The organism is Pseudaquabacterium terrae, assembly GCF_013266755.1.
Classification (GTDB): domain Bacteria; phylum Pseudomonadota; class Gammaproteobacteria; order Burkholderiales; family Burkholderiaceae_C; genus Pseudaquabacterium; species Pseudaquabacterium terrae.
Map to the genome: position 1 here is coordinate 120,423 of NZ_JABRWJ010000002.1, position 16,301 is coordinate 136,723.

The window sequence follows — 16,301 nt, forward strand, 5'->3', positions numbered from 1 at the left end:
CATGCCCACGCTGCGCGCCGTTCGCGCCGACATCACGACCCTGGCGGTGGACGCGATCGTCAACGCCGCGAACTCGTCGTTGCTCGGCGGCGGCGGCGTCGATGGCGCGATCCACCGCGCGGCCGGCCCGGAGCTGTTGCACGAATGCCGGCTGCTCGGCGGCTGCCGCACCGGCGAAGCGAAGATCACGCGCGGCCACCGGTTGCCCGCGGCCTGGGTGATCCACACCGTCGGTCCGGTCTGGCGCGGGGGCGCCCACGGCGAAGTCGAGCTGCTGGCCGCGTGTTACCGCACGAGCTTGGGCCTGGCCATCGAGCGCGGCCTGGCGTCGATCGCCTTTCCGGCGATCAGCACCGGCATCTACGGTTATCCGCCGGACCTGGCCGCCGAGCTGGCCGTGCGCACCGTGCGCGAGACGCTGGCGGTGACACCCGGCGCGCTGCGCGAGGTGCTGTTCTGCTGCTTCTCCGACGCCGACCGCGCACGCTACGACGCGTTGCTGGCCGCATAGCGCCGCCGCCCCTGCGCCTTCGCGCGGTACATCGCCTCGTCGGCGCGGTGCAGCAGCTGCTCGGCGCTGCTGGCGTCTTGCGGATAGACGGCGATGCCGACGCTCGCCGAGATCGACTGCACGCCGCTGCCCAGCCCGTACGGCTGCGACAGCTGGCCGACCAGGTTCTGCGCGACGGTGACGGCGCCCTCGGCACCGGTGCCGTGCAGCATCACCGCGAACTCGTCGCCGCCCAGGCGCGCGGCGATGTCCGACAGCCGCACGTTCGCGCGCAGCCGACGCGCCGCTTCGCGCAGCAGATCGTCGCCGACGTGGTGGCCATGCCGGTCGTTGACCGCCTTGAAGCCGTCGAGGTCGATGTACAGCAGTGCGATGTCGCCGCCGGCGCGTTTCGAGTCGACGATGCGCTGGCGCAGGAACTGCTCGAACATCGTGCGGTTCGCCAGCCCGGTCAGCGAATCGTGGTGCGCGTCGTGCAGCGCCTGCTGCAGCAGCGTCGAGGTCGTCGTCAACGCGCTGCCGACCTCGTCGAGCTCCTTCAGCGGCAGCGCGCCCACCGTCACCGCCTCGCCGCGGCCGAGCGCCAGCGCCGGCAGGCACAGCGCCCGCGTCGAGCGCGCGATGCGCCCGCCGATGATCCACGCGCCGGCGATCGATGCCACCAGCATCAGCCCGGCACCGAGCGCGAGCCGCAGCAGGCTGCGCTGCAGCTCGGCACTCATGCCGGCGCGCGGCACGCCGAGCGCGACCGCCCAGTTCGAGACGCTCGAGCGCGCGAAGTAAGAGCGCATCTCGGTGCCGTCGAGCGCCGACGTGTCGTCGATCCAGCCGTCGGGCGCGCCGGCCATGCGCCGCACCAGCGACGGCGGCCCGGGCTGGCCGAGGAAGTGCTCGACCAGCGGGCTGCGCGCCACCACCACGCCGGCGCTGTCATAGACACCGGCAATCCAGTGTTCGGGCAGCGGCTGCGTCAGCAGCGCGCGCGACAGCCGGTCGGTCCACAGCCCGGCGGCCAGCACGTAGGCGACGCTGCCGGCGCGCTGCACCGGCACGCCGATCGCCATCAGCGGGCGGTGCGCGACCGGCCCGACGAAGAGGTCGGTCACCGCCGGCCTGCCGGTGTCGAAGATCGCCAGCAGCGCCGCGTTGCGCTCGATCGGCAGGGCGCTGCCGAAGGGCCGCAGCGTATTGACGCGCTGCCGCCGCTCGGCATCGATCAGCACGAAGTTGTTGACGTTGACATCCTTCAGCACCCCGCTGGCCTGGCTCTGGAACGCAGCCAGGTCGTGGGCGTCCAGGTGCGGCGACGACGCCAGGGCGATCAGCGCGGCGCGCGAGCCGGCGAGCTCACGATCGACCACTGCCACCAGCGCATGCGTCGTCGCCATCGCGTCGCGTTCGAGGCGCGCCTGGCCGTGGCGATAGTCGAGGTGGATCAGGAAGGCCGCGATCAGCGAGGGCGGGATCACGCTGGCCAGCACCAGCAGCACGAGCCAGAAACGGATCGACTTCGGCGACGCGCTGCCGCCACGCCCCACGGCGCGGCGATCGGTCGCCGGACCGGACGATGCGCTGGCGTTCACGGCCGAAGGTCCCTGAACGAGCGGCGGCCGCTTCGAGCCGCCTGCGTGGACTCCCCGATGCCGGCCAGTGTAGGCAGATGCATGACGCGGCGGCAAGCGCCGCCATGCTCAGGCGTTCGGGTGCGGCTTGAGGCTCGCCAGTGCGCTGTCGATTGCGTCGAGCAGGTCCTCCTGCGCGACCGGTTTGGTCAGGTAGCGGAAGAATCCGGCCGCCAGCCCGTCGGCCACCGCCTGGGGCATCGCATTGGCCGTCAGCGCAATGATCGGGATGTGCGCGGTCATCGGGTCCTGGTGCAGGATGGCCTGCGCTTCGCGGCCGGTCATGCGCGGCATGTTGTTGTCCATCACGATGACATCGGGCTGGTACACCCGCGCCATCTCGACGCCGAGCAGCCCGTCCTGCGCAGTGATCAGCTGCAGGTCGTCGCGGCCGGCGAAGATCTCCTCGACCAGTCGCAGGTTGGTCGGGTTGTCCTCGACGCACAGCACGGTCGCGCGCGCGCCCTCGCCGGTGGCCGGCTGAGGCCGCGGCGGCAGCGCCGGCGCCGCTGCGACGTCGACGGCCGGGGCGCTGCCATCGAGGTCGACCCAGAACATGCTGCCGGTGCCGACGGTCGAGCTGACGCCGATCGCGCCGCCCATCTGCTCGACCAGCCGCTTGGTGACGACCAGGCCGATGCCGGTGCCTTCCTGCGTGCCGCCTTCCTGGCCCAGCCGGTTGAACGGCTGGAACAGCGCCTCGAGCTGGTCCGGGCGCAGGCCGTGGCCGGTGTCCTGCACCGAGATGCGCACGCGCCGTTCGCCGACCATCGTGCAGTCGACGACCACCGCACCCTGGTCGCGGTTGTACTTGATGGCATTCGACAGCAGGTTCAGCAGCACCTGCTTGAGCCGTGTCGGGTCGGCGACCACCGTCAACGGACACTGTTCGGGGAACAGCATGCGAATGCCGCGCCGCGTGCCCATCGGCTCGGTCATCGTGCGGCACTCGCCGAGCAGCGCCACCAGCGGCACGTTCTCCAGCGTCAGCTGCAGCTTGCCGGCCTCGATCTGCGCCAGGTTCAGGATGTCGTTGATCAGGCTCAGCAGGTGCTTGCCGGCGCGCACCATGTGGCCGACGAACTCGGTGCGGCGCTCCGCCGTCAGCCGCGACGAGTCGCCCTGCAGCAGCTGGCCGAAGCCGATGATCGCCGACAGCGGCGTACGCAGCTCGTGGCTCATGCTGGAGAGGAACTCGGACTTGGCGCGGTTCGCGCGCTCGGCGGCCTCGGTGGCCAGCGCGAGCTCCTGGTTCGAGGTCTCGAGCTGCAGCGTGCGCTCGCTGACGCGCCGCTCGAGCTGCTCGTTCAGCCGCTCGACCTCGTGCTGCGCGATGCGGCGCTCCTCGACCTCGGCGGCCTTCTCGCGGTTCGAGGCCTCGAGCGCCTGCGTGCGCTGCTCGATCTCGTGCAGCATGTCGTTGAAGGCCTCGGCGAGCGCGCCGACCTCGTCGTCGCTGACCCGCTCGACGCGGCGCGAATAGTCGCGCCGCTGCACCACGTTGCGGGCCACGTCGGCGATCGCCAGCAGCGGCCGCGTGACCACCTTCTCGAGCCGCGACGACACCCCCAGCGCCACCAGCATCGCGCCGGCGACGACGACCAGCGCGATGCCGGCGTAGTCGGCCAGGCGCTCGACCAGCGCGTACTGCGCCCGCAGGTAGACCGTGCCGAGGATCTGGTTGTTCTCGATGATGCGCTTGAAGACCACCATGTCGCCGTCGGCGCGGCTGATGCCGTCGGCGCCGGGCAGCGCCGGCAGCGCCACCTCGGCCGCGTCCTTTGCGCGGTAGCTGGCGAACACCTGGCCGCGCGCGCCGTACACCGCGGCGACGCGCACCTTCGGCTGCAGGCGCAGCAGCTCGAGGTTCTCGGTCGCGGTGCGCGCGTCGTCGAAAGTCAGCGCCGGCGCGGCGGTGCGCGCCAGCAGCCCGGCCTGCGTGTCGAGGTCGGCGGCCCAGCGGTCGTGGTACACGCGCAGCTCATAGGTGGTCATCGCGCCGAGCGCGAAAAGCAGCGCTGCCAGCGTCGTCAGCAGCATGGCGCCGAGCAGGCGGCGCCGCAGGGAGCTGCGGGGGGCGGTCATGATGTCTTGGTCCAGACCTTACGCGCGACGCCGAGCAGCCGCGCGCTGATCTTCAGGTTACCTTGTTCGGCCAGCGGCAGGGCGATGTCGAAGCGCACCTTGTCGTCGACCAGCACGAAATTGATGATGCTGCCGGCGGTCGAGGCGGGCTCGGTCTCGGTGACGGTCAGCAGCGGCTGCCCGCGGGCGCTGGCCAGCAACTCGGCGAGCCGGCCGCCATGCGAGCGGGCAATGAACAGGATGTGGACGCCGGCCAACGCTTCGGGGCGGGGCAATTTGCGTACCACCATCGACCGGCCCTGCACCGACATGCCGGCCGCGGCGCGCGTCAGCTCCTGGGCGACCTCGTCGCTGCCGAGCACGCCGATCACGAAAGGCTGGTCGGCGCGATCGCCCGGCGGCCACTCGACGTAACTCGCGAACTTGCAGATGAAGGCCGCCTTGACCTGGTATTCCGAGGCCTGCAGACCGGCCTCTGCCTGCGCGGAGGTCGGTCCCGCAGCGGTGGCCAGCCATCCGACGGCGGCGAGCGCGAGCAGGCGGCGACGCAGCACCGGGCTGCGCAGGCGGGAAACGCCATGCAGGTCGTTCATCGGTCAGAAGCCCCACAGCAGCTTGAGCAGCCACGAGCGGCCAATTTCGGTGCGTGTCGCGACTCCCGCGAACTCGCCGTGGCCGCCGCCGGTCAGATTCTGGCCGGTGATCGACAGTTCCAGCTGCGGTGCCGGCCGCCAGGCCCAGCGCAGGTCGAGCGCGGTGTAGGCCGGCACCACGGGGACCGCGAGGCGCGAGACATGGCGCACGGCGACGTCGAGCTCGCTGCGCGGGCCGAGGTCCCAGGCCGAGCGCAGCTGCCACTGGCGCTGCGCCGTCGCGCCTTCGACATTGCGCACCGCGACGGGGTCGTTGCTGCCGGGCTTCAGTTCGAAGTCCTGCCACAGCCGGGTACCGCCCGCCTGCAGGCGCCAGCTCGGCATCACCTGCCAGGCTCCGGATACCTCGAGCCCCTGCACCGTGCCGCGCATGCCGCTGGCAAAGATCGCAAAGGCGGTCGATCCTTCGCGGAAGGTCTGCTGCGTGCGCAGGTGGTCGTAGTCGGCATGGAAGGCGCTCGCCGACAGCGAGGTGCTCGCGCTGGGCCGGCCGCGGTAGCCGACTTCGAACACCTTGGCGATTTCTTCCCGGACGAGAGCTCCCCCGCGCAGCCGGTCCGGGCCGCCCGGAACGACGCTCGGGATGAAGATGTCACGGTCGAGGCGCGACGGTGCACGCACCGCGCGCGACAGCGCGGCCCACACCAGGTGGTCGGGGGCCGGCTTCCAGCCCAGCCGCGCGCTCGGCAGCCAATGGCCGCCGGTGTAGTCGTTGCGTTCGTGCCGCGCGCCGAGCGTCAGCTTCAACCGCGGCGTCAGCGTGATCTCGTCCTGCGCGAAAAGACTCGTCCAATCCTGGTTCAGGTGTCCCGGCAGGAAGGAGATGTACTGGCTGTTGGTGATGCGGTCGCGCGCGTGGCGCAACTGCGCACCCCAGACGAGCGCATGCGTGCGGCTGGGCGCAAACGAGTGCTGCAGCTGCAGGTCGGCGATGTCGATCGACTGAGAGAAGGTCGGCGTGACGATGCGGCGTGCGCTGTCGACGTAGGCCTGCACCCCGAGCATCGCGCCGTCGTCGTCGAGCGATCGATCCCAGCGCACCAGCAGGTGGCCGCCGGCCGTCGGCACGTCGCCGAGCGGGATCGGCACGCCGGTCGAGATGTTGCCCGGCGCCGCCTGCTGGCGGTCGCCGTCGTAGACGGCGGTCGACAGCATCAGCCGGTCGCTGCCGTGCTGCCAGTCGAGCCTCGCGCCGACTTGCGCGGCGTTCTGCTCGTCGTTGATGCGGGTGCCGCGTTCGGTTTCGGTATGCCGGCGCCGGTAGGCCTTGGCATAGACCCTGAAATGCGCGTCCTCACCGAGCTTGCCGCCATGGCGCAGCGCGAGCCCGCCTTCCTGGTTGCCGGCACTGGCCGCCAGCAGGCTGCCGTCGGTGCCCGCGGCCGAACGGGTGATCACGTTGATGATGCCGTTGACCGCGTTGACGCCCCACAGCGTGCCGCCCGGCCCGCTGATCACCTCGATGCGCTCGATGTCCTCGAGCATCAGGTCCTGCACGTCCCAGAAGACGCCGGCAAAGAATGGCGTGTAAACCGAGCGGCCGTCGATCAGCACCAGCAGCTTGTTGGCCGACTGGCTGTTGAAGCCGCGCGCGCTGACCACCCAGCCGCTGGCGCTGACGCGGCCGACGAACAGGTTCGGCGCCAGCCGCAGTGCCTCGGGCAGGTTCGCGGCACCCGAGCGGCGGATCTGCGACGCGGTGACGACATGCACCGCAGTCGGTGCGTCGGCCAGCCGCTCGGCCCGCTTGGACACCGACGTGATCTCGATGTTGCCCAGCTCCTCCAGGCTCATCGCCGCCAGGCCCAGCGGACTGTCCTGGGCCCGTACCGACAGCGCTGCCGTGGCGGCCAGCAGCGAGACCAACGGATACCGGCAGCACCGCGGCACGGGCTGCAGACGCGGGTGACTCATGCGCTCCCCTAGAGGCCGCGTCCGTCCCGCACGTACTGCCGCAAATCGCGCGGGCGACCAGGCCGGAGCGGCTAGTCTAAGCAATTGGGCCGCGCCGAGGAATGTTTCTTCTTGCGTTGCAACGGCGCTGCAGCGCCCGGGCGGCACGGCGGCGGCTTGCCTAGCGATCGAAGCGAGCGTCCAGCGGCAGCGTCAGGCCTGCGCGGGCAGCACGCCGCGGCGCATCTGGTCGAGCTCGATGCTTTCGAACAACGCCTTGAAGTTGCCCTCGCCGAAACCTTCGTTGCCCTTGCGCTGGATGAACTCGAAGAAGATCGGCCCGAGCTGGTTCTCGGTGAAGATCTGCAGCAGCAGGTCGCCGCGCTTGCCGTCGACCAGGATCTGGCGCCGTTGCAGCGCGTCGAGGTTCTCGCCGTGGCCGGGAATGCGCTTGTCGACCAGCTCGTAGTAGGTGTCCGGCGTCGCCAGCAGCTTGACGCCGCGCTCGCGCATGCCGTCGACGGTGGCGGGCAGGTCGCCCGAGTGCAGCGCGATGTGCTGGATGCCCTCGCCCCGGTACAGGTCCAGGTACTCCTGGATCTGGCCCTTGGTCTCGTTGCCTTCCTCGTTGATCGGGATGCGGATCTTGCCGCAGGGGCTGGTCATCGCCTTGCTCTTGACCCCGGTGACCTGGCCCTCGATGTCGAAGTAGCGGATCTCGCGGAAGTTGAACAGGCGCTCGTAGAACTCCGCCCACTCGTTCATGCGGCCCTTGTGCACGTTGTGGGTCAGGTGGTCGATCAGCTGCAGGCCGTGGCCCGGCGGGTCGAGTCGGGCGCCCGGCAGCGGCTCGAAGTCGACATCGAAGAAGCCGATGTTGCCGATGTCGCCCGGCAACGCGCCGTTCTTGCCGCGCCAGCGGTCGACGAAGTAGATGATCGAGTCGCCGATGCCCTTGATCGCCGGCACGTTCAGCTCGCCGGGACCGGCGGTGCCGGCATAACCCCAGGCGCCGAGCGAGATCGCGCGCTCGTAGGCGTACTTCGCGTCCTGCACGCGGAAGGCGATCGCGCAGATGCTCGGGCCGTGCAGGCGCGCGAAGCGCTGCGCGAACGAGTCGGGTTCGGCGTTGACGATGAAGTTGATCTCGCCCTGGCGGTACAGCGTGACGTCCTTGTGGCGATGGCGGGCGATCGCCTGGAAGCCCATGCGCTCGAACAGCGCGCCCATCGCCGCCGGGTCCGGCGCCGCGTACTCGATGAACTCGAAGCCGTCGGTGCCCATCGGGTTGTGCGGTTCGATCTTTGAAGGCAGGTTCATGCGGTCCTCAGGTTTGGTGCGCTTGCAGGCGCCGAGGACGTCATTCTTGAGCGCTTGTGCCGCAATGTGTTCGCATTGGATGTGCTGGTTGAGCGATTCCGCGCACGGAACGTGCATAGAATCCTGAGCGATGGACGATCTGCTGCTCGACCCGCTGGACATCGAACTGCTGGTGCAGCTGCAGCGCGACAGCCACGCGACCAACCAGGTGATCGGCGAGCGGCTCGGCCTGTCGGCCTCGCAGATCAGCCGGCGCATCCAGCGGCTGGAGGCGCTGGGCGTGATCCGCGCCTATGTCGCGTTGCTCGACCCCGCCATGCTGTCGTTGGCGGTGCGTTCGTTCACCCACGTTGCGCTGGCGCGCCACGGCGGCGAGGAAGGCACGGCGTTCGAGCGGGCGATCGCCGAGTTCCCCGAGGTGCTCGATTGCTACTCGATCGCCGGCGAGGCCGACTACCTGCTGCAGATCGTCGCCGCGTCGCTGAACGAGCTGTCCGATTCGGTGCTGCGCCGGCTGACGCGGCTGCCCGGCGTCGTCAATGTCCGTTCGAGCATCGTGCTGAACCGCATCAAGGCCAGCACCGAGCTGCCGCTCGATCACATCGGCCGGCCCGAGGGTCGGCAGCGCCGGGTGCGGCTGGTGCAGCGGCCGAGCTGATCGCTTCGGCAGCCGAATTTGTATCCATGTGATAGGGAACGGGCCGGCGCGCTCAAGCTGGGGACCTTTTGCGCCGACCTCCATGCATCGGTTACCAAGGTTGGACATGAAGCGTTCGCTGCGCACGGCTCTCAGGCGCTTGTTTCACCAGTCGGCGCGCGCGGCGTTCGGTCTGGTGCCGCGTGACCTGCGTCACGCGCTGGTCCGCGCAATGATCGACTGCGACCCCGCGCCCGGCCCGGCGCTGGACCTGAAGATCGCCGACACGCAGGAGGAGCTCGAAGCCTGTTTCGCGCTGCTGCACGACGCCTACGTGTCCTCCGGCTTCATGCAGCCCGATCCGTCGGGCTTGCGCGTCACCGCCTACCACGCGCTGCCGACGACGACCACGCTGTGCGCCAAGATCCACGGCAAGGTCGTGGGCACGCTGTCGCTGGTGCGCGAAGGGGTCTTCGGTTTCCCGATGCAGTCGGCCTTCGACCTGAGCGCGGTGCGGGCCAAGCAGGGCCGCATCGCCGAGGTCTCGGCGCTGGCGATCCATCCGGACTACCGAGCCACCGGCGGGCAGATCCTGTTCCCGCTGATGAAGTTCATGTACGAGTACTGCACCTCGTACTTCGATACCCGCCACCTGGTGATCGCGGTCAATCCGAACAAGATCGAGCTCTACGAGTCGCTGCTGTTCTTCGAGCGCCTGCCGGGCCAGCCCGTCGCGCAGTACGGCTTCGCCAACGGTGCGCCGGCGATCGGCGCCACGCTGGACCTGGCCGTCGCGCGTGAGCGCTTCCGCGCGGTGTACGGCCAGCGTCCGGAGCGCAAGAACCTCTTCCGCTACTTCGTCGAGAACCGGCTCGCCAACATCCGGCTGCCGGCGCGGCGCTACAACACGACCAACGACCCGGTGATGACCGAGGAGCTGATCGAGCACTTCTTCATGCGCCGCACGAACGTCTTCGCCACGCTGGGCGCGCGCCGGCAGCTGCTGCTGCGCAGCCTGTACGAGCTCGACGCGCGCGCCGGCGGGCAGTCCGGGACCGTGGCGGCGCCCGGCGCGACGCTCGCGCTGCGGCGCCATCCGCGGCATTCCATCAACTGTCCGGGCAGGCTCGAGCGGCTGGCCGCCGACGGCGGCGGCAGCTTCCGGATCAAGGTCGTCGAACTGTCGCTGTCGGGTTTCCAGGCCGAATGCGCGGCGCCGCTGGCGCCCGGCGTCAGCGGGCTGCTGACGGTCGAGCTGGGTGCCGAGCTGCGCTCGGTCGTGCGGGCCACCGCGGTGCGGCGCATCGCCGGTGCGCAGGCCACCTACCTGGGCTTTCGCATCGACACCCCGGATGCCGCCTGGGCCGCCTGCGTGAGCGCGCTGCAAAGCGGACGCACGCATGCCGAATTGCAGGCCGAGCCGCTGGACCTGGAGCTGCCGCAAGCGCCGGCACTGCCGCTGGTGCAACCGGCGGCCGCCTGCCTGATCTGAAGACGGGCAGAATCGCCCGGGTGAGATTCCTGTCGCGCTGCGGCGCCTGGCTGCTGGCCACGATCCTCGCCGTGCTGGCCGCGGCACCGGCGGCGGCCGAGCTGGTCGCGGTGATCGCTGGCGCGAAACCGTCGATCCTCGCCGTCGGCACCTTCAATGCGCTGAACAACCCCGGCTTCCGCTTCCGCGGCACCGGGTTCGTCGTCGACGATGGCCGGCATGCGATCACCAATGCGCACGTGCTGCCGATGAGCGGCGATGCCGATGCGGGCGACCGCCTGATCGTCGTGCTGTCGGGCAGCGATGGCCGCCAGGGCCGCGGCGCCACCGTGGTGGCGACCGATCCGGTCTACGACCTGGCGCTGCTGAAGTTCGACGGCGCAGCGCTGCCGGCGCTGAAATTTGCGCCCGAGGGCGCCGTCGCCGACGGCCGCGCGGTCGCGCTGGTCGGCTATCCGATCGGGGTCGTCTTCGGCTTCGTGCCGGTCAGCCATCGCGGCATCATCGCCGCGACCGTGCCGGTGGCCCAGCCGCTGCCGAACGCGCGGCTGCTCGACCAGCGCACGGTCTTTCGCATGCGCCAGGGCAGCTTCGACATCTACCAGCTCGATGCCACCGCCTATCCCGGCAACAGCGGCAGTCCGCTGCTCGACGCCGACAGCGGCCTGGTGCTCGGCGTCGTCAACAGCGTGCATGTCAAGGCGACGCGCGAATCAGCGCTGAGCCATCCCACCGGCATCAGTTATGCGATCCCGGCGCGCCATGCGGCGGCGCTGCTGTCCAAGCGCTGACGCCGCTTCAGGTACCATCGCGCCCGCCTCGGGGATACCCCGGTTGACACCCTGCGAAGTGAAGGCGGTAGTGACGCAGCGCGGCTTTTGGCTGCAAATCAGCCAAAACAACGCCGAACTCCGTGATTTCGGTCGCGTGCACCCCTCAAGACCGGGGTTGCGAGGGCCGATTTGCGCTGCTTACAGTCCCCGGACTCGTGTGCGAACTCGGGCGGTTGTCATTCTGTTGGCATCGGACCAGGGCACAACACCAAACAAGCGAGCCAGCGGCGGGCATGTGCGCCGCAAGCGGCGCACCGATCGAAGTGCTTGCCGCCAGACCAGAGGTCAGGGTATGGCGAACTGGCGGGAGAAAAAATGATTCGGGTCTTCAATCACTACTTTCATGTCTGGACGCTGCGGCGCATCCTGTTCGATGTCGGCCTCGCACTGTTCGCGCTGGCGGCCGTGATGATCGTCCAGGGCGGGCAGCTCGGCAGCGGGACGACGCTGGCGGGCACGCAGGTGCTGTCGCTGGCCGCCGGCATGTTCATCATCAACACCGCATCGGGCCTGTACCAGCGCTCGGCGAAGCGTTCCATCGGCGAGTCCTGCCTGCGCGCCGGGCTGGCGCTGGTGCTCGCGCTGGCGCTGACCTACCAGGTCTTCGTGCTGCTGCCGACCGACCTGGTCAACACCGCCGCGGTGCGGGTCTCGGCGATGCTGGTGATCTCGATGGTCATCGTGCGCCGCGTCTTCGTCGGCCACTGGACCGGCCAGGCGCGCACCGGCAGCCGCGTGCTGATCTTCGGTGCCGGCCCGGCAGCGCAGATGGTCGGGGTGACGCTCAAGCATGCCGATCCGCTGGCCAAGATCGTCGGCTACTTTCCCGGCCCGAACGAAAAGCAGTCCACGGTGCCCGACGTCGAGCGCCTGTCCGGCCATCGCTCGCTGACCGAGACCGCGCGCGCGCTCGGCGTCGACGAGATCGTCGTCGCCTTGACCGAGCGCCGCTCCGGCAGCATGCCGATGCGCGAGCTGCTGGATTGCAAGCTCGCCGGCGTGCGCGTGTTCGACATCACCACCTACTTCGAGCGCATGCTCGGCCAGATCCGCATCGACTATGTCAATGCCGGCTGGCTGATCTTCGGCGACGGCTTCAACCAGGGCTTCTACCGCACGGCCATCAAGCGCGTCTTCGACATCGTCTGCTCGCTGGTGCTGATCCTGGTCTCCGCGCCGGCGATGCTGCTGACGGCGATCGTCATCAAGCTGCGAGAGCAGGGGGCCGGTGTTCTATCGGCAGGAGCGCGTCGGCGCCAACAGCCGCGTCTTCAAGGTCACCAAGTTCCGCAGCATGCGCACCGACGCCGAGAAGGACGGCAAGCCGGTCTGGGCGACGGCGCAGGACAGCCGGGTCACGCGGGTCGGCAACATCATCCGCAAGACGCGCATCGATGAGCTGCCGCAGCTGTTCAACGTGCTCAAGGGCGAGATGAGCCTGGTCGGTCCGCGTCCGGAGCGGCCCTATTTCGTCGAGCAGCTGACGCAGGAGATTCCGTACTATGCTGTGCGGCACAGCATCAAGCCAGGCGTCACCGGTTGGGCACAGGTCAAGTATCAGTACGGCTCGACGGTCGAGGATTCGGCCGAGAAGCTGCAGTACGACCTGTACTACGTCAAGAACCACTCGCTGTTCCTCGACTTCGTGATCCTGTTCGAGACCGTCGGCGTGGTGCTGACGGGCAAGGGCGCGCGCTGAGCGCAGGTCTGCGGCGCACGCCGCGGTACCGTGGCCCCTGCGGGTTGAGCCGGCCGCGGCGCCCGGGGCACTGATCCGGCGATGGACTTCGCGCCGTTCGGCTTCGGCCTGGCCGCCGTCTTGAATGCGGCCTTCGCCATCTACCTGCTGCGTTCGGGCCACCTGGGCAGCCTGCGCGACCGGCCGGCGGCGGCCTTTCTCGCCGCCGTCACGCTCACCTCGGTCTGGGGTGTGGCCGCGGCGACCGATCACTTCTCCGATTGGCGTGTCACCGCGGACGTGGCCGCCGGCCTCGACCTGCTGCGTTCCGCCGCGTGGCTGACCTTCCTGCTGGCGTTGTTGCGCCCCGCCACCGCAGTGGCCACCGGGTCGGGCGATCCGCGCTCCAGCGGTGCCTTGCTGCCGGTCGCCGCCGGACTGGTCGCACTGGCGGTTGTCTTCCGCGCAGGCGTGGCCCTCGGCTATCCGGATCTCTACAAGGCCGCGCTGGGAACCGCGTTGGCGCTCGGCGTGCTGGGACTGGTGTTGCTGGAGCAGCTGTTCCGCAACCAGGCCGAAGAATCGCGCTGGAACGCCAAGCCGGTGTGCCTGGGCCTCGGTTTCAGTTTCGCCTACGACGTCTACATCCACTCCGAAGCGCTGATGTTCGGCCGTTTCGACGCGGATGCCTTGAGCGTGCGCGGCGCGGTCTATGCGCTGACGACGCCGCTGCTGTTCGTCGCTTCGCGGCGCCAGGCTTCGTGGATCAGCCGGCTCAAGGTCTCGCGCAGCGCAGCGTTCTATTCGGCCACGCTGCTGCTGATCGGCGCCTACCTGCTGCTGATCGCCGCGGTCGGGTACTACGTGCGTTACTTCGGCGGCGAGTGGGGCCGCGCGCTGCAGCTGGCGTTGCTGTTCGCGGCGCTGCTGATGCTCGCGGTGCTGCTGCTGTCGGGGTCGCTGCGCGCGCGGTTGCGGGTCTTCCTCAGCAAGAACTTCTTCAGCTACCGCTACGACTATCGCCAGGAGTGGCTGCGCTTCACCGCGATGCTGTCGACGAAGACCTCGCCGCAGGAGGTCGGCGTGCTCGTGGTGCACGGCCTGGCCGACATGGTCGAGTGCCCGGCCGGCAGCCTCTGGTCACGCGGTCTCGGCGGCGACCGGTTCGTGCAGACCGCGCGCTGGAACATGCCTGCCGCCGGCGACAGCGAACCGGTCGATTCGCCGTTCTGCGGCTTCATGCGCGAGAAGGAGTGGATCGTCGACATCGACGAGTTCCGCGCCCAGCCGCGCCGCTACGGCGACCTGGCCGTGCCGCTGTGGCTGGCGACGAGCCCCAGCGCCTGGCTGGTCGTGCCGCTGCTGGTCGGCGAGCAGCTGATCGGCTTCGTCGTGCTGTCGCGCCCGCGCACCGCGGTCGAGCCGAACTGGGAGGTGCGCGATCTGCTGAAGACCGCGGCGCGCCAGGCGGCGGGTTTCATCGCGCAGATGCAGGCCACCGAGGCCTTGCTCGAAGTGCGCAAGTTCGACGCCTTCAACCGCATGTCGGCCTTCGTCGTGCACGACCTGAAGAACATCATCACGCAGCTGTCGCTGATGCTGAAGAACGCCGAGCGCCTGCGCGACAACCCGGAATTCCAGCAGGACATGCTGCTGACGGTCGAAAGCTCGCTCGAGAAGATGCGCCAGATGATGCTGCAGCTGCGCGAAGGCGCCAAGCCGGTCGGCGGCGCCGCCGGGGTCGAGCTGGCGCCGATGCTGCAGCGCCTCGAGGCGATGGTGCGCGGCCGCGGCCGCCGCGTCGAGCTCGAGATCGTCGATCCGATCGCCACGCGCGGACACGAGGAGCGGCTCGAACGGGTGATCGGGCACCTCGTGCAGAATGCCCTTGATGCGACGCCGCCGTCCGGTAAGGTCTGGGTCCGGCTGCAGCAGGCGTCGGGCCGCGTGATGGTCGTCGTCGGCGACACCGGCAAGGGCATGACGCAGGAATTCGTGCAGACGCGCCTGTTCCGCCCGTTCAACACGACCAAGGACAGCGGCATGGGCATCGGCGCCTACGAGAGTTTTCAGTACATCAAGGAACTGGGAGGCAGCATCGACGTGCAAAGCGAAGTCGGCCGCGGCTCGGTCGTGACGATCCTGCTGCCGCTGTTCGATGCGCACAAGGCTGCCGACCTGCAGATGGCGAGCGACGACCGATGAGCGCGTCCAGCCCCGCACCGCTGCTGATCGTCGAGGACGATCTGGCACTGCAGAAGCAGATCAAGTGGTCGCTCGACCGCTTCGACTCGGTCACCGCCGCCGACCGCGAAAGCGCGCTGGTGCAGTTCCGCCGGCACCAGCCGGCAGTCGTCACGATGGACCTCGGGCTGCCGCCCGACCCGGATTCGGTCTCGGAAGGCTTCGCGCTGCTGCAGCAGCTGCTGGAGATCGATCCGAACGTCAAGGTCATCGTATTGACCGGCCAGAACGACCAGGCCAATGCGCTGCGTGCGATCGCGCTCGGCGCCTACGACTTCTTCGCCAAGCCCTTCGAGCCCGAGCTGCTCGGGCTGACGATCGACCGCGCGTTCCGGCTCTTCGAGCTGCAGAGCGAGAACCGCCGCCTGCAGGCACTGCACCAGCCCGATGCGCTGTCGGGGCTGGTCACCCGCGATCCGGAGATGTTGCGCGTGTGCCGCCTGATCGAGCGTGTCGCGTCGAGCGACGCGACGATCCTGCTGCTCGGCGAGAGCGGCACCGGCAAGGAGGTGCTGGCGCAGGGGCTGCACCAGTCGTCGAAGCGCCAGGGCCGCTTCGTCGCGATCAACTGCGCGGCGATTCCGGAGACGCTGCTGGAGAGCGAACTCTTCGGCTACGAGCGCGGTGCGTTCACCGGCGCGAACAAGACGACGCAGGGCAAGATCGAGACCGCCAACGGCGGCACGCTGATGCTCGACGAAATCGGCGACCTGCCGCAGCCCTTGCAGGCCAAGCTGCTGCGCTTCCTGCAGGAGCGCAAGATCGAGCGCCTGGGCGGCCGGCAGGAGATCGCGGTCGACGTGCGCGTGGTCTGCGCGACGCACCAGGACCTGAAGGCGCTGATCGCGGAAAACCGGTTCCGCGAGGACCTCTACTACCGGCTTGCCGAGATCACCGTCGACATTCCGCCGCTGCGCGCTCGCCAGGGCGACGCGGTGCTGCTGGCGCATGCGTTCCTGCAGCGCTTCTCGCAGGAGCAGCGCCGCGGCAACCTCGCGTTCACCGACGAGGCGCTGCGCGCGATCGAGCGCCATCCGTGGTCCGGCAACGTGCGCCAGCTGCAGAACGCGATCAAGCGCGCGGTCATCATGGCCGACAGCGGCCGCGTGACCTGCGAGGACATCGGGCTGCCGAAACCCGCGGCCGACGACACCGGTGCGGATGGCGCCGGCGAGCTGTCGCTGAACCACGTGCGCGCAGCCGCCGAGCGGCAGGCGGTGCTGGCGGCGCTGGCGCGCACCAACGACAACATCGTCAAGGCCGCCGAGCTGCTCGGCGTGAGCCGGCCGACGCTGTACGACCTGTTGAAGCGGCTGGCGATCAAGTGATCGCC

At 69.4% G+C, this 16,301-nt stretch carries 12 protein-coding genes; 7 read left to right on the plus strand and 5 right to left on the minus strand.

Annotated features, from left to right (window positions below):
• The first annotated feature begins 1 nt into the window (after nucleotide 1).
• Nucleotides 2-511: an O-acetyl-ADP-ribose deacetylase gene (locus HLB44_RS05705; RefSeq protein ID WP_173121573.1), complete on the plus strand. Its 510-nt coding sequence runs from the start codon at nucleotides 2-4 to the stop codon at nucleotides 509-511.
• Here HLB44_RS05705 and HLB44_RS38115 read toward each other — a convergent pair.
• The 5 genes from HLB44_RS38115 to hppD all read right to left on the minus strand — a co-directional run bounded on the left by HLB44_RS38115 (nucleotide 487) and on the right by hppD (nucleotide 8,084).
• The gene (locus HLB44_RS38115; protein ID WP_173121575.1) at nucleotides 487-2,094 is read right to left on the minus strand and encodes a diguanylate cyclase; all 1,608 of its coding nucleotides are present in this window, start codon (nucleotides 2,092-2,094) and stop codon (nucleotides 487-489) included. The two genes, HLB44_RS05705 and HLB44_RS38115, sit on opposite strands and share 25 nt — an antisense overlap.
• Nucleotides 2,095-2,202: 108 nt before the next feature.
• Nucleotides 2,203-4,218: a sensor histidine kinase, YfiR-like protein-associated gene (locus tag HLB44_RS05715; RefSeq protein WP_173121577.1), complete on the minus strand. Its 2,016-nt coding sequence runs from the start codon at nucleotides 4,216-4,218 to the stop codon at nucleotides 2,203-2,205.
• Nucleotides 4,215-4,811 carry a TOL_0243 family YfiR-like periplasmic protein gene (locus HLB44_RS05720; protein WP_173121579.1) on the minus strand — a complete coding sequence of 199 codons (597 nt, stop codon included), beginning with the start codon at nucleotides 4,809-4,811 and terminating at the stop codon, nucleotides 4,215-4,217. The genes HLB44_RS05715 and HLB44_RS05720 overlap by 4 nt, the downstream gene beginning before the upstream one ends.
• A gap of 3 nt (nucleotides 4,812-4,814) precedes the next feature.
• Nucleotides 4,815-6,785: a TOL_0244 family TonB-dependent receptor gene (locus HLB44_RS05725; RefSeq protein ID WP_173121581.1), complete on the minus strand. Its 1,971-nt coding sequence runs from the start codon at nucleotides 6,783-6,785 to the stop codon at nucleotides 4,815-4,817.
• A 192-nt stretch (nucleotides 6,786-6,977) separates the two neighbouring features.
• Nucleotides 6,978-8,084, minus strand: coding sequence for a 4-hydroxyphenylpyruvate dioxygenase (gene hppD, locus HLB44_RS05730; protein ID WP_173121583.1), 1,107 nt, complete (start codon nucleotides 8,082-8,084; stop codon nucleotides 6,978-6,980).
• A gap of 130 nt (nucleotides 8,085-8,214) precedes the next feature.
• On the opposite strand from hppD, the gene HLB44_RS05735 reads away from it, so the two are divergent.
• From HLB44_RS05735 to prsR, 6 genes are all read left to right on the plus strand, one after another.
• A complete protein-coding gene (locus tag HLB44_RS05735; protein ID WP_173121585.1) occupies nucleotides 8,215-8,742 on the plus strand; it encodes an Lrp/AsnC family transcriptional regulator in 528 nt (175 codons plus the stop codon).
• 106 nt (nucleotides 8,743-8,848) lie between these two features.
• Nucleotides 8,849-10,213, plus strand: coding sequence for an N-acyl amino acid synthase FeeM domain-containing protein (locus HLB44_RS05740; protein ID WP_173121587.1), 1,365 nt, complete (start codon nucleotides 8,849-8,851; stop codon nucleotides 10,211-10,213).
• Nucleotides 10,214-10,233: 20 nt separating this feature from the next.
• The gene (locus HLB44_RS05745; protein ID WP_343051234.1) at nucleotides 10,234-11,004 is read left to right on the plus strand and encodes a S1C family serine protease; all 771 of its coding nucleotides are present in this window, start codon (nucleotides 10,234-10,236) and stop codon (nucleotides 11,002-11,004) included.
• Nucleotides 11,005-12,274: 1,270 nt separating this feature from the next.
• The gene (locus HLB44_RS37055) at nucleotides 12,275-12,745 is read left to right on the plus strand and encodes a sugar transferase (protein ID WP_343051235.1); all 471 of its coding nucleotides are present in this window, start codon (nucleotides 12,275-12,277) and stop codon (nucleotides 12,743-12,745) included.
• Nucleotides 12,746-12,826: 81 nt separating this feature from the next.
• Nucleotides 12,827-14,929, plus strand: a complete 2,103-nt coding sequence (gene prsK / locus HLB44_RS05755) for an XrtA/PEP-CTERM system histidine kinase PrsK (protein WP_173121589.1) — start codon at nucleotides 12,827-12,829, stop codon at nucleotides 14,927-14,929.
• A complete protein-coding gene (gene prsR, locus HLB44_RS05760; RefSeq protein WP_173121591.1) occupies nucleotides 14,926-16,296 on the plus strand; it encodes a PEP-CTERM-box response regulator transcription factor in 1,371 nt (456 codons plus the stop codon). The genes prsK and prsR overlap by 4 nt, the downstream gene beginning before the upstream one ends.
• The last annotated feature ends 5 nt before the right edge of the window (nucleotides 16,297-16,301 follow it).